Source organism: Streptomyces caeruleatus (assembly GCF_001514235.1).
GTDB lineage: Bacteria > Actinomycetota > Actinomycetes > Streptomycetales > Streptomycetaceae > Streptomyces > Streptomyces caeruleatus.
The window spans coordinates 487934-502656 of record NZ_KQ948927.1 but is presented as its reverse complement, the minus strand read 5'-3'; the positions used below and the strand labels follow the sequence as shown (position 1 = coordinate 502656).

The window sequence follows — 14723 nt, the reverse complement described above, 5'->3', positions numbered from 1 at the left end:
ACAAACGCCCTTTACATGGACAAATTATCCAGCGGATACGCTCGCGGGGCCACACCCCTCCAGGGACGCCGCGGCCCGCTCCATCGCCCCCTCGAAGAGCCGCTCCGCTTCACCGACCGCCGAGCTGAGCGCCTCACCGCAGGCACCGCCCAACGCTCCGACGACCCCGTCCACGCCCCGCAGCCCCGCCCGCTCCAGCAGCCGCTTCTCGTTCGTCACCCATTCCCCGCGCGCCGCCAGCACGGCGTGCCCGGTCTGCGCGGCAGCCGTGGCGAGGGCACCCGCGACCTCGGTGAGCCGGCCTGCCGGTGCGTGGTTGGCACGCGCATACGCGAGGGTGGCACGGGCGGTTCCGTACCAACGCTCGCTCGCCGTCCGACGCAGCCGCTCCGGATAGGCGGCCGGCCTCGGCAACTCGCCCCGCAGCACCCGGTTGACCGCCAACTCCGCCACCACCAGGTAACTGGGAATCCCCGCGAGATGGAACAGCAACGGCTCCACCCGGAACCGCCCTTCCTCCGCCTCCGCCAACTCCCGCTCCACGACATCGAGATCGCGATAGTGAACGTCCACCTGCCGCCCCTCGACCGTCAGCCACGCTCCCCCGTTGAACACGCCCCCGCCCCAACCCCCGACCTCCGACACCTCACCCTCCCAACCGACCGCACGGAGATCCTCCGGATCAAAGGGGCCGCGGTAGTAGATGGCCAGATCCCAGTCACTGTCCGGCCCGTGGGTCCCCTGCGCCCGTGATCCGCCGAGGGCGACGGCCTGGACGGTGGGGAGGGAGGCGAGGCGGTCGGCGGTGGGGGTGAGGAAGGCGGGGTCGGGATGAGCCGGCATGGGCGCAGCGTATGGAGTCGCCCGCCGTGGCTCCACCGAATTACGACCCGCGAATTACGACCCGCGAATTACGACCCGGCCCTCATCCGGTCGCCGCCACCCCGAAGTCCGCCCCCGAAATACCCCCCAGCCCTTCCACGATCCGCGTCAACGGCCCGCGCAACGCGGCCAGTTCGGCTCGCATCGCCTCGGCGTCCGGCCATGCCGCCTCGTGATCCAGGGGTGCCGCATCCACCGGGCAGCGGGCCTCGTACGCCGCGAGGCGCGGATGCCATGTGCTGGTGAACGGGCGGATCGTCTCGTTGATCAGGACGTAGGCGAGGTTCTGGACTGTCGGCGCCCCGCTCACCGAGCCGCGCTCCAGGTTCACGCTGTAGGTGTGCAGCGTCGCGCGCGTGAAGTCGATCAGGGACTTGAGGGAGGTCAACGCCTCTCGCAGACTCCCGGTCCCCGGTGCCAGTTCCTGCACTCCGATCCGGGTGACGAGCTCGACCTGAAGATCGTAGGCGGCCATTCGTTCCGACTCGCTGTGCGCTGCCATCGGTGCCTCCCTCCGGGTGCCGGGGAAGGCCAGCGTAACCGGGTCGCGGGCGTCCCGGCGGTCGTACAGGGTGCGCAGGGCGGCATGCCGGAGGGCCTCGGTCCGAGCGGGGGCCGGGTCGTGGTGGTGCCAGGCATGCTGGGTGACGGGGTGCAGGGACCAGTGTTCGTCGGCCGTCGGGGTCACCAGGCTGCGGGCGAGCAGCTCGCGGACGCCGTTGGCCGCGCGCCTGCGGGCGACGATCCGCGGGACGCCGTCGGCGGTGGCGAGGACCTGTGCCACGTCGTCGGCGGCGAACGGCAGCGGATGCAGGGCGGCGGCACAGCGCAGCACATCGGCGGCGTCCGCCGTGTCCACATCCCGTACGAGAGGGCCCGTCACATCCTCGTCGGCGAGGGAGTCGAGGAGGGACCTGCCCCGGGCGTGCAGCCGTTCGTAGAGGGTGCCGGCGTGGTGACCGGCGCGGACGGCACGCCCCAGCAGGCCGAGTGCCAGGGGGTGGCCCTCGACCGCGTCGGCGAGGGCCTCGTCACCGCCGACCAGCACCCGCGCGTGGGGAACGTCGAGCGGCCCCAGGTCGACCGGGATGCCGAGGGTGTCGTAAGCGCGGCTGCGGAGGGTGAAGAGGGTGTGGCCGAGCGGATGTGGCGCTGCCATGGCGGCCGTCTCCCGCAGGTGGAGCCGGTCGGCGGGGGCGGCGTCGACGATCCACAGGAACGGTTCACCGATGGCGTCGAAGTACGCGAAGAGGTCGCCCGGGCTGTTCGCGCCGAGCGCGCCCACCGACTCGTCGTACGCCTCCCCGTCCAACCAGCACACGCCGCCGGGGTAGGCCGCCTCGAAGCGCAGGGCGTACTCCTGGGCCAGCAGTGTCTTGCCGATGCCCGCCATGCCCCGGATCTGCACGGCGTGCGCGGCGGCGCGGCCCGTGACGAGGGGTGCGGTGTGGGCGTGCAGGGCCGAGTGGACCTGCCAGAGTTCGGACAGGCGGCCCAGGAAGTCGGGGCGCGGCTGCGGCCTGCCCAGAAGCCAGCGCCGTACGCCGGATTCGGCGATCGTCATGGGGCCGTCGAGGCGGGACACGTGCGCGCGGACGTCGACCACGAGGGCGGGGATGTCCTGCGCCGAGGCGTGTCGGGCGTCGCGCAGTTCGACGGGGTGGATGTGGTCCGCGTCCGGCTCCGGATTGACCACCATGACCCGTCGCCGCGGATCGCCGTCCCCAAGTCCCGCCAGATAGGCGGTGGTCAGCTCCCACTGGCAGGCCTCGCGCTCGGGGTAGCCCGCGGAGTAGAACGCCAGCAGCGCCTTGGAACGGCCCAGTTCGCGCCGGATGGTGGCGCTGATACCGGCGAAGGACTCGACGCCGGTCTCGTCCGTGAACACTTCCAGCCCGCCGTCGCGCAGCGCCCGCGCCAGCGGACGGACCCGCTCCACATCACCGCGGCTGTAGCTGAGGAAGACGTCCCACACGGCGACTTACCTTACTGTGGGTACCGGGAGGGCGATCATGGGACACAGGCAGCGCAGGCGACGCCGACCGGGCGGTCCGTCGCAGATCACGGCCAAGCTCACGATTCCGTTCGTCGGCGAGATATCCGGCATGTGGGAACCGGCCGACGCGGAGCGCAGCGCGGCCTGGGAGCTGTACCTGGAACTGGTCACTCGTGTGTCCGTCGAGGAACTCGACCCCGACGAGGGCTTCCTGCGCGAAGCCCTGTCGTCCCTCTACACCTTCTTCAACACGACCCGCGAGATCCTGCGCCGCTACGGCCCCGACGTCGCCCCGCCCCTCGCCCCCGGCCACGTCAGCTTCGGCGTCCTGGCCGTCACCGTCCTCAACCGCGTCCTGCGCCCGCTCCTCGCACAGTGGCATCCCCGCCTGACCGCGTACGAGTCGCAGCGCCCCGCGGGTCGCGATCCCGTGGTCCACGAACGGCAGTGGGAGCACGCCGAGGCCCTGCGCCGCGAGATCGCAGCCGTACGGGAGACGCTGGTGTCGCTGGCGCGGACCTTGCAGGAGGTCGCGAACGTCAGCGATCTGATCGACCTTCCCGCGCCACGGGCACCCCGGTCGCCGGGCAGCCCGGAAGGGGACACCCCCCCCCCGGAGCCCAGGGGGGACAGTGAAGGTTGAGCACTGCTGCCCGACCCGTCACGATCCCGTCCTCAGTCGACTACCGTTACGCCTTGCACATACCGGATGACCAGGGCGAAGGGACGAGACCCAGGTGAACGCGGCGCCTCTTGGCCCTGAGGATCCGACCGAGCTCGGAGAGTTCGAACTGCTCGGCCGGATCGGCCACGGCGGGATGGGGCAGGTCTATCTCGGCGAGTCACCGGGCGGCGAGCCCGCCGCGGTCAAGGTCATCAAGCCGTCGGTGGTCGACTCGGAGACCCGGCTGCGCTTCGCCCAGGAGGTCGAGGTCCTCAAGACGGTCTGGGGCCCGCGCATAGCCGCCTTCATGGACGCGGACCCTGACGCGGATCAGCCCTGGCTGGCCACGGAGTACGTCGACGGACCGGATCTGCGCAAGCAGGTGAACACCTGCGGGCCGCTGCCGACCGTCCTCGTGGCCTCGCTCGGCGCGACACTCGCCGAGGCTCTCTCCGGAGTGCACAAGCAGGGGCTGCTGCACCGCGACCTCAAGCCCGCCAACATCCTCCTCGGCCCGAACGGCCCGAAGATCATCGACTTCGGCCTCGCCGTGTTCACCGAGTCCAGCGCCTCCCTCACCGCCCCGAACACGGTGATGGGCACTCCTACCTGCATGGCCCCGGAGCAGGCGAACGGCGTCAAGCCTCTCCTCGCGCCCGTCGACGTCTACGCACTCGGTGCCGTCCTGCTCTACGCGGCGACCGGCCACTATCCCTTCCAGGCCGACAACATCCATGCCCTCTTCCATCTGATCACCAAGCCCGAGGCCCAAGCGGACCTGACCGGTGTCCCGGAGCAGCTGGTACCCCTGCTGACGGCGATGCTCGCGTATGACGCGACCGCCCGCCCCACGCTGCAGAGCGTCGTCCAGCAGTGCCGCGCCGTGATCGAGGGGGAGGGCCTGAAGGTCGCCCAAGCCCGCCGCAGGCTGACGGCCTACACGGCGGCGACCGCGCCACAGGAATCCGCACCACTGGAGCCCGCACCACTGGAGCCCGCACCTCAGGAGTCGGAACCTCAGGAGTCGGAATCTCAGGAGGTGACGCCGGCACCGAAGGCTCCGGCCGTCTCCCCGGCCACGCACACGCCGACGACCGTGAAGGCGGACCCCGCCGTGGCCGTCCGGCGACCGGCACGCGCTCCCCAGGTCCGGCATTCCGCCCAGGCCAGGCGTGTGGCCCAACAGCTGCGGGAAACCTACGCTCAGCGTGCGAAGTTCTGACCCGAAGCACCGTGATGTCCCGGGACATCCGGGTTCCGCCCTACAGGAGGCAGCCCTCGTGACCGTCGAGCAAGCCGGCACCACCAGCCCGGTGGACGCCAAGTACCCGCCCGGCTCGCAGATCGAGGTCCGTGACGAGGAATGGCTCGTACGGAACGTAGGACGTACCAAGCACGACGGTGACCGCATCGAGGCGGTCGGCGTCTCCGAGTTCGTACGGGACCAGGAAGCCGTCTTCTTCACGAAGCTCGACGACGTCCAGCTGATGGACCCGCGCCGGACCAAGCTGACGTGCGACGACTCCGCGAACTTCCGGCGCAGCCGCCTCTTCCTCGAAGCCATCCTGCGCAAGACCCCCCTCCCCCAGTCGGAGCGCGGTCTGGCCCTGGCGGACAGCTTCCTGCTCGACTCGCTGCCGTACCAGCACCGGCCCGCGCAGTTGGCACTCTCGGGCAGAAACCTTCGGCCGCGCATGCTCATCGCGGACGTGGTCGGGCTCGGCAAGACCCTCGAAATCGGTCTGACTCTCGCGGAGTTGATCCGCCGTGGCCGGGGCGAGCGCATTCTGGTCGTCACCCCGCAGCATGTCCTCGAACAGTTCCAGCACGAGCTGTGGACACGTTTCGCGATTCCGCTGATCCGCCTCGACTCGGTCGGCATCGAGCGCATCCAGCGCGAGATCCCGGCCGGGCGCAACCCGTTCACCTACTTCAAGCGGGTCATCGTCTCCATCGACACGCTCAAGAACACCGACCAGTACAAGCACCACCTGGAGCGCATCACCTGGGACGCGGTCGTCATCGACGAGTCCCACAACCTCATCAACCGCGGCTCCCTGCGCAACCAGCTGGCCCGGCTCCTCGCCCCGCAGACCGACGCGCTGATCCTGGCCTCCGCGACCCCGCACAACGGCGACGCCCGTTCCTTCGCCGAGCTGATCTCCCTCCTCGACCCGGCCGCGATCCGCGACCCCGAGCGGTACGCGGCGGACGACATCAAGCATCTCTTCATCCGGCGTACGAAGGTCAGCCCCGAGGTCCGCGAGCAGATGAAGGGGCAGTGGGCGGACCGGGGTCCCAGCACGTCGGTGCACTGCGCCGCGACCCCCGCCGAGGAGAAGATCTTCGAGGAGCTGGCGCAGGTGTGGCTCCCGGAAGACCCGGACAGGTCCTCGGTGAGCGAGAGCCGCCTGTTCCCCTACACCCTCCTCAAGTCCTTCCTGTCCTCACACGTGGCCCTCGCCTCGACGGTCGACACCCGCATCAGAACCCTGAAGGCGAAGGACGACGCGGGGACGGAGGCGGAGCTGGCCGCGCTCCGGCGCCTGAACGACCTCAGCTTCGTGATGTCGGAGACGGACTCGGCGAAGTTCCAGGCGCTGGTGGAGCAGCTGCGCGCGATCGGCGTCGGCCCGAAGAGCGACACCCGCGTGGTCGTGTTCTCCGAACGCGTCCAGACCCTGGAGTGGCTGCGCAAAGCCGTCCCGGCGGCCCTCGGCTTCAAGGGCAAGGCACTCCAGGAGGCCGCGCGCGTCATGCACGGCGGCCTCTCCGACGAACAACAGATGCAGTGCGTCGAGGACTTCGGCCTGGCCGACACCCCCGTACGCCTGCTGTTCACGGGCGACGTGGCCTCCGAGGGTGTCAACCTGCACCGCCAGTGCCACCAGCTCATCCACTACGACGTGCCCTGGTCCCTGATCCGCATCGAGCAGCGCAACGGCCGCATCGACCGCTACGGCCAGGCGCACCGGCCCCAGTTCCGCGCGCTGATCCTCACCAGCGAGGTCGACGGGGCGAAGGACGACCGTACGGTGGCCGAGCGGCTGCTGGAGCGCGAGGACGAGGCGCACCGCAGCCTGGGTACGGCGGAGGCGGTCTCCGGCCTCTACCGTGCGGAGGCGGAGGAGAAGTCCCTGATCCAGGATCTGCTGCGCGGCCGTACGGTCGACGAGTCCCTGGAGGACACGGCCCGGGCGGCCGCCGCCGAGGACTCCGGCACGGACTTCCTGGCGGACTTCTTCGGCGCGGTGGACGCGTCCGGCACCGACACGGAGGACGGCGACGCCCCGCCCGCCCCCGCCGACGTACCGCGCCTGTTCACCGGAACCCGGGAGTTCATCGACGAGGCGATCCGCGAGGTCTTCCCGGACCCGCAGCGGCAGCTGGAGCTGGACCAGGACCCCGAGACGGGCCTGATCTCCTTCAAGCCGCCGTCCGACCTCACCCACCGCATGAAGTCCCTCCCGCCGGACTACCGTCGTGAACAGCGCCTGCACGAACGCCTGTTGGTGACCCTGAACCGCAAGCTCGCCGACCTCTCCCTCGTACGCGCCAGGGAGTCGTCCTCGTCCAGCTGGCCGGAGATCTCGCTCCTCACCGATCTGCACCCGGTGGTGGAGTGGCTGACGGACAAGGTGCTGGTACGCCTGGGCCGTCAGGAGGCGCCCGTCATCACGGCGGACGTCGAAGCGCCGACGTACCTGATCCAGGGCATCTACTCCAACGCGCTGGGCCGCCCGACCGTGGTGAAGTGGATGGCCGTGAGCGGAGGCGAGGTCACCGACGACATGGTCGGCACACTGCGCCGCGCGGGCATCGGCCCCACCATGGCCAACCCGCTGCACCGCCACGACCTCGACCTGCTGAGCTCGGGCATCCCCAGCGCCCTGGAGGCGGCCGAACGCTTCCTGCGCCGCCACAGCAGCGAGTGGGACAAGGCACTGGCCGGCCCGATCGACGACTACAAGCGCCGCCTGGGCGACTGGGAACAGCCGACCCTGGCGGGCGAACGCACCAAGTCCGATCTCGCCGACCTGGCCGACTCGCTCCTCACCACCGGCCGCCCGATGCTCCGGGTTCTCGCCGTCCTAGACCACACCCGCTGATCCCGCCGCCGATCCCGCTGATCCCCGAGGTCCTTCCGTCATGTCGTACGACTCTCTCGTCAACCGCGGCGACTACTTCTCCGCGCACTACCTGGCCGAGGTCTTCCCGAAGGACCTCAAGTCGGGGCTGCTCGCGGCCTGGAAGGAGCGGGAGGAGACGGTACGCGGCGCGGACGGCGAGGACCTGGGGAACGCCGGCGGCACCGGTGACTCTGCGGACGCGTTGCCGGTGACCCCGCGCGTCGGGCTGCGTGAGCTGCGGCGCCCGTACTTCAAGGCGCGCGCGTTCTTCGCGGAGGCGGCGGCCGAACCGGACGACGCGACGACGTACGACGCCCCCGCATGGCGTGAGCGGGCGGCGGCGCTGAACGCGCACGTCCTGCGGGCCCTCGGCTACGACGCCAAGCCACAGACCCTGACCGTCGAGCGCGCCGACCACACCTACGAGGTCCAGGTCGCCCACGCCGAGCCCGGTCTGGTGGCCCTGGACTGCGGCTGGGCGGCCGAACCGGACGCGGCCCTCGATCCGTCCGGTCCCGGCCGCCTCCTCCACCGCCTGCCGCTCGACGGCTCGAACGAGGTGACGACGGGCTCGAAGCTGGCGTCATTCCTGTTCGCCTGCGAGGACGCCCCGCGGTATGTGCTGCTGCTGGTCGGCGGCGTGGTCGTACTGGCCGACCGGGCGGCGTGGGGCGAGGGCCGCTACCTCGCCGCCGCCCTGGACTCGGCCCTGGAACGCAACGACAGCCGCGCGGGCGGCGAACTGGACACACTGGCTGCCCTGTTCGGCGCCGACTCGCTCCGCACACCGGAGGAGGGCGGCGAGAACCCCCTCGCCGGGCTGGTCGACAAGTCGACGAAGCACGCGGTGGGCGTGTCGAGCGACCTGCGGGACGGCCTGCGCCTGTCGGTGGAACTGATCGCGAACGAGGTCCTGGACCGGATCCGGGCCGCGGGCGTCCGCCCGGACGAGATCGCCGAACTCCCGGAGCTGTCACGCCAGTTGACGCGGGAGTCGCTGCGCTACCTGTACCGGATCCTGTTCCTGTTGTACGCGGAGGCCCGCCCCGAGCTGGGCATCCTGCCGTCGGACTACCCCGAGTACCACCAGGGCTACGGCCTCGGACGGCTCGGCGAGCTGGTGGCGGAGCGGGACTTGGTGGGCGAGAAGGCCCGTGAGGGCACGTACCTGTACGACTCGCTGGACCTGCTCTTCCGGATGGTCCAGGAGGGCTACCGGCCCCGTCGGACCCACGGCGGCGTGCCGGCGGAGTCCTCTGGTTCGGAGGACGTCGGTCTGCGCTTCGAGCCGCTGCACTCCAAGCTGTTCGAGGCGGGGTCTATCCGGCTGATCGGACGCCGGTCGGTGACCGACCCGCGCTTCGACGAGGACGAGACCGGCGAGGCGCGGTACGTGGACACGCGTCTGCGCAACGCGACCCTGTACCGCGTGCTGCGGCTGCTGATGCTCACGCGCGGCAGGAAGGGCGAGCGCGGGGGCTTCATCTCGTACGCCCAGCTCGGCATCAATCAACTCGGCGCCGTGTACGAGGGGTTGATGTCCTACTCCGGCTTTGTGGCGGGCGAGGAGCTGTACGAGGTCGCCAAGGGCGGGTACTCGAAGGACGGGTCGTGGCTGGTTCCGGCGTCGAAGGCGGACGAGTACCCGGACGCGGTGTTCGTCCGGCGGAAGGACGAGGAGACGGGCGAGGAGGTACGGGTCCGGTACCGGCCGGGGTCGTTCGTGTACCGCCTGTCGGGGCGTGACCGGCAGACGTCGGCTTCGTACTACACGCCCGAGTCGCTGACCAAGGTGACCGTGCAGCTGGCGCTTCAGCAGCGGCTCGACCAGGACGGCGAGGTTACGCCGGCCCGCGAGCTGCTGGACTGGAAGATCTGCGAGCCGGCGCTGGGGTCGGGCGCGTTCTTGAACGAGGCCATCAATCAGGTGGCGGCGGAGTATCTGCGGCGGCGGGGCGTCGAGCTGGGCGCGCCCGTCGACACCGAGCAGTACGCCGTCGAGTTGCAGAAGGTCAAGGCGTACATCGCGCTGCACAACTCCTATGGCGTCGACCTCAATTCGACGGCTGTGGAGCTGGCGGAGGTGTCGCTGTGGCTGAACACGATGCATCCGGGGATGGAGGCGCCGTGGTTCGGGCTGCATCTGCGGCGGGGTAACTCGCTGATCGGGGGGCGGCGGGAGGTCTATGCCGCCGAGAGGTTGAAGAAGGGTGGCTGGCTGGGGGCTACGCCTGAGCGCTTTCCGCTGACTGAGGTGGTGGCGGGGGCGCCGGGGCGGGGGCTTCCGGAAGGGGCGGTTCATCACTTCCTGCTGCCCGCGAAGGAGTGGGGCGCGGTCGCCGGGGAGAAGGAGGCGAAGGCGCTGGCCGCTGAGGAGGCCAAAGCGCTGGGTGCCTGGCGTAAGGCGATCACCAAGTCGCCGTCCAAGAAGCAGACGGAGCGGTTGCAGGGGCTGGCTCGGCGGGTCGAGTACCTGTGGGGGCTTGTCGTACGGCGTCTGGAGATCTCCGAGCGGGACATCTCGCGGCGGATCGAGGTCTGGGGCGCGGAGGAGGGGTGGCTGCGGGCTCCCGAGGTTGCCGTGCAGCGGGATGACGTACTGGCGGATCTTGAGGCCGTTGACACGCCTTACTGGCGGCTCAAGACGCTGATGGATGCGTGGTGTGCCTTGTGGTTCTGGCCCGTGCAGCGGGCTGGACTGCTGGACGGGAGTGACGAGGGGTATCGGCGGGCTGCTGCGGTTGTTGAGGAGTCCGGGGCGTTCGCCGGTCTCGCGGAGGGGGCGGCTGAAAGGGCTGAGGACGACGGCGTGCTCATGGCCTGGGAGGCCGATGCGCTGCCGGGGTTCGGTGTCGAGGCGAAGCAGCTCTCGCTGACCCGGGAGGACTTGGACAAGCGGCGGGCCGGGCGGCGGAAGGAGGCGGTGAGCGAGCAGCGGCGGGCCGTTGTGGCGTTGGCCGAGTTGGATGACTGGCTGGACTTCGCGGAGTCGTTGCTGGGGCGGCGGGATGTTCCGGCGGACTCATTGGTGTCTGAGTTTGAGCGGCTGGATGAGCTTGAGCCGTATGAGGATGCGTTGCCGGATTTGATGGGGATGGATCTGGCTCATCATCTTGAGGGGCGGTATCCGTGGGCGGGGGTTGCTCGGGATATTGCGGGGCAGCAGGGGTTCTTTCATTGGGAGTTGGAGTTCGCGCAGGTGTTTGCGCGGGCGGGTGGGTTTGATTTGCAGGTGGGGAATCCGCCTTGGGTTCGGCCGAGGTGGCAGGAGGATGTGGTTCTGGCGGAGCTGGAGCCGTGGTTTGTTCTGGCGGAGAAGCCGAGTGCGGAGGAGTGGCGGCTCCGCAAGGAAGAAGCACTCGACGCACGTGGTCAGGGCCTTCTCCTCAACGCACTGGCCGTCCACGCAGGGACCGCTGCCACGCTGGCCAGCCCAACAACATATCCGCAGCTTGCGGGCACCCAGGGGGACTTCTACCGCGCCTTCATGGCTCAAGTCTGGCAGCACATCGGACCGCACGGAAACGCGGGCTTGATCCATCCGGACACCCACTTCGGTGGTGTGCACGAGGGTGTCATCCGAGCTGCCACGTACCGGCATCTGCGAGTGCACGCCCACTTCGTGAATTCTGCGAACTGGGCCTTCGAAGACTTGAACCGGTCTGCGGAATTCGGGATGCACATCTACGGCACGCCGCAGGAACCCAACTTCCTCCATGTCAGTGAGCTCCGCGGGGCCGACGTCCTGCCCGATTCACTCAGCCACGACGGACGAGGAGCAACCCCCGGTATCAAGCACAAGAGTTCGTGGGACATCCGGCCGCATCGCGAACGTGTGGTGCATGTGGAGGCAACGCGGCTTGCCAGTTGGCAAGCTCTGACGGGCTCAACGGGGGAAGTGTCCCAGACTCCTCTGCTGTACCCGCTACTTGTTAGCGAGCAAGGAGCGATCGAGGCGCTGGCTGCCTACAACAGCAATCTGAACGAATACCGCCCGATGATCTCAAGGGGATACGAGGAGAGTGGTTCCAGGAGGGATGGGCTGATCCGTTGGGGCAACCAGACTGTCCCTCATCTCGCGGATGTCATCCTCCAAGGACCGCACTTCGCATCCGCACTGCCTTTCTCGAAGGAGCCGAGGATCCCGTGTCGGAGTAACAGGGACTGGGACTCGCTCACGCCGACGGAGCTGTCCGAGACCCGTGTCCCGGTGACCAACCTCGTGCGGGCTACCGATGAGGCTACGTACCTTGCGGCCCAGGACTCATGGCTCGGCAGTGCGTTCACCACGTACTTCCGGTTGGCCTGGCGGCGGATGATCCCGTTCGACAGCAGTCGTTGCCTTCATGCTGCTCTCATCCCACCTGGCCCTGCGCACGTGAACACCGTGCAGTCGATGGCCTTGGAGAACAATCAGCTCACCGCTCTCAATGCCGGGTTCTGGGCGGCATTGCCCTTGGACTATCTACTCCGCATTACTGGCCGATCTGACCTACGTGTTGCCGAGGCACACAAGATGCCGGCTCCCAATCCAAAGCACCCACTAGCGCCGGCCCTACTCCTCCGCACCCTCCGCCTGAACGCCCTAACCACCCACTACGCCCCCCTCTGGTCAGAACTCTTCGACCCCCGCTGGTCAGGCTACGAAGACTGGGCCAACCCCAATTGGCCCGCCCTGAACCCCCTCGCCGCCAACCTCACCCCCACCTGGGAATACGCCACCCCCCTCCGCACAGAACACGAACGCCGAGCCGCCCTCGTAGAACTCGACGCCTTGGTCGCCGTATGGCTCGGCATCACCGCCGACCAACTCGCCGCGATCTTCAAGTCCCGCTACCCCCAGCTGTACGACTACGAGTCAGCAACCTGGTTCGACGCCAACGGCCGCAAAGTCGCCGCCGACTTCAACACCTACGGCCACGGCCAGACCAAGCAGGACTACCTCGACCTCATGGCCCACCTCGAAGACCCGGAACACACCCCACCCCCGGCCGGCTACGAGGCCCCGTTCTACAAGGCCGACCGCGAGGCCGAGATGCGCGCAGCGCACGCCCACTTCCAGGCCCGCCTGGACGAGGAGATCGCCCTCGGCCGGTGGACGCCCCCAACCCCCTCACCCCGCACCGACCGATAGGTTGCCCCGCATGCCTGGCCGCCTGCTCGAACTGCACGTGGAGAACTTCCGCAGCCTGCGCGAAGTAACCGTCCCCCTGGGCCCATTGACCGTGCTCGTCGGGCCGAACGCGAGCGGCAAGTCGAACCTTCTCGAAGTGTTCGACTTTCTCGCCGACGTCATCCGTACGGATCTCCAGCCCGCATTGGACTCCCGCGACGGTTTCGGGGAAATCGCGTTCTGGGGCGGCCCCAAGCCACCCACCACGCTGAAAATCGGCCTCAAGGCGACATGGACCACGCACGCGAACGAGAACTCACCCGACGAGTACGAACTCACCATCCGTCGCCGGGCCTTGAAGTCTGGTGCCGAAAGTCTCTCGCGCAGTGAGTCCTTCCGTTTCAAGCGAACCCAGGGGAAAGGACGGCGCATCACCATCACCGGCGAGTCCGCTGAGGTCGTCGACACGACAAAGGCGGGAACGGAGGACGACAGCGGCAGCTTCGGCATCCAGCGGCTGAGCAGCGGTCTGTCGACGCTCCCCCGCCTGGGGAGTTCCGACGGCGGCGAGGAGGTCTCAAGGTTCGCCCAACAGCTGTCCTCTTTCCGAGTGTTCGACGTGGACGTGGCGGCGGCCCGCCTGCCCTACCGACTGCGCCGAAGCCGACACCGCTTCGTCGATCTGTCCCCGCAGGCGGACAACCTTGCCGAGTTCCTGATGCACCTCCGCTCGGACGACGAGGTCTGGGATTCCCTCGTCGCCGATGCGTGCACTGTCCTGCCGCAGCTGGAGGACATCGAGTTCGCGACCTTTGGCGGCGCCTCCGACCAGGTCACCGTCCTGCTCCGGGAGAGCGGCCTGCGCCGGCCGACGCCGCTCGCCTTCGCCTCGTACGGCACCGTCCGCCTCCTCGGTCTGCTTGCCCTCCTCTACGACCCGAACCCCCCGGCGCTGACCTGCATCGAGGAGATCGACCACGGACTGCACCCCCAGGCTCTCGCCCTCATCGTGAAACGCCTGCGCGAGGCGTCGAGCCGTAGCCAGTTCCTGGTCGCCACGCACTCTCCGGCACTGGTCGACCGACTCCTGCCCGAGGAGATCGTCATCTGCGAGCGCGATGACGAGGGCGCGTCCCTCATCCCCGCGCTGACCGTCGAGGAGGTCGAGGCGATCGTCGAGGAGAGCGGGGACCAGCCCTTGGGTGACCTGTGGTTCTCCGGCGTTCTCGGCGGCGACCTCACCGGAGGTGAGATGTGACGAGGCCGGGACGCGGGGTGATCGTTCTGGCCGGTGAGGACGAGAACGACTGCAAGATCCTCGCCGAGTTGGTCCGAGCCCATCATCCGGGCCTCGGAAACTCCCGAATCGTACGGATCAACGATCCCGTCCGGTTGAAGAAAAAGACCGGCGGGGACCTGGAGAGCAGCGTGCGCGCGCTGGTCGGCAAGGCGAGGGGCAAAGCCCTCCAGCAGAAGGGCCAGCTGGCCGCCTTCGCCGTCCACGAGGACCTGGACGGCTATGCCGACGATCGCTATCGGGCCGTTCGCAGGACCATCGCCGCCGAGCTGAACCGCCAGTGCCCGGCCGACTCCGCGTACGCCCTCGCCGCGTGGGAGTCCGAGGGGTGGCTGCTCCTCTTCCCCGAGGCGTTCCCGCGCGTCCGCTCAAAGTGGAAGATTCCCGCCCAACTGCGCGGCAAGGACACGGGGCTGATCGACGACCCGAAGGGCAAGCTGAAGCGAGAGCTCAAGTCGCCGTCATTCCGGGAGAGCGACGGCCCGCTGATCGCGGCAGCGGCCGCGAAGCACGGCCTGCTCACCGCGCCGGTGGGCCACAACCGCTCACACGCCGACTTAGTAGCCGACTTCGGCCGCTGGACCCCTCGCCCGTGACATGCCGGTGCCCTGCGGTCCACCTCACGTAGACCGCAGGGCACC

At 69.0% G+C, this 14723-nt stretch carries 8 protein-coding genes; 6 read left to right on the top strand and 2 right to left on the bottom strand.

Annotated features, from left to right (window positions below):
* Positions 1–24 precede the first annotated feature (24 nt).
* Both AQJ67_RS14560 and AQJ67_RS14555 read right to left on the bottom strand, forming a co-directional pair.
* Complete coding sequence (locus AQJ67_RS14560; RefSeq protein ID WP_062719129.1) at positions 25–843, bottom strand: nucleotidyltransferase domain-containing protein; 819 nt, start codon at positions 841–843, stop codon at positions 25–27.
* A gap of 82 nt (positions 844–925) precedes the next feature.
* Positions 926–2857 (bottom strand): toll/interleukin-1 receptor domain-containing protein, encoded by a 1932-nt coding sequence (locus AQJ67_RS14555; RefSeq protein ID WP_062719128.1) that lies wholly within the window; start codon positions 2855–2857, stop codon positions 926–928.
* Between the two features lie 37 nt (positions 2858–2894).
* Here AQJ67_RS14555 and AQJ67_RS14550 point away from each other — a divergent pair, with 37 nt between their 5' ends.
* The 6 genes from AQJ67_RS14550 to AQJ67_RS14525 all read left to right on the top strand — a co-directional run bounded on the left by AQJ67_RS14550 (position 2895) and on the right by AQJ67_RS14525 (position 14678).
* Positions 2895–3521 (top strand): hypothetical protein, encoded by a 627-nt coding sequence (locus AQJ67_RS14550; RefSeq protein WP_062719127.1) that lies wholly within the window; start codon positions 2895–2897, stop codon positions 3519–3521.
* A gap of 94 nt (positions 3522–3615) precedes the next feature.
* Positions 3616–4764 carry a serine/threonine-protein kinase gene (locus AQJ67_RS14545; RefSeq protein ID WP_062719126.1) on the top strand — a complete coding sequence of 383 codons (1149 nt, stop codon included), beginning with the start codon at positions 3616–3618 and terminating at the stop codon, positions 4762–4764.
* A 58-nt stretch (positions 4765–4822) separates the two neighbouring features.
* Complete coding sequence (locus AQJ67_RS14540; RefSeq protein ID WP_062719125.1) at positions 4823–7651, top strand: DEAD/DEAH box helicase; 2829 nt, start codon at positions 4823–4825, stop codon at positions 7649–7651.
* A gap of 40 nt (positions 7652–7691) precedes the next feature.
* The gene (locus AQJ67_RS14535) at positions 7692–12806 is read left to right on the top strand and encodes a DNA methyltransferase family protein (RefSeq protein ID WP_062719124.1); all 5115 of its coding nucleotides are present in this window, start codon (positions 7692–7694) and stop codon (positions 12804–12806) included.
* Positions 12807–12816: 10 nt separating this feature from the next.
* Complete coding sequence (locus tag AQJ67_RS14530; protein WP_062719123.1) at positions 12817–14043, top strand: AAA family ATPase; 1227 nt, start codon at positions 12817–12819, stop codon at positions 14041–14043.
* Positions 14040–14678 carry a hypothetical protein gene (locus AQJ67_RS14525; RefSeq protein WP_244190456.1) on the top strand — a complete coding sequence of 213 codons (639 nt, stop codon included), beginning with the start codon at positions 14040–14042 and terminating at the stop codon, positions 14676–14678. Before AQJ67_RS14530 ends, AQJ67_RS14525 begins: the two co-directional genes overlap by 4 nt.
* Positions 14679–14723: the final 45 nt, after the last annotated feature.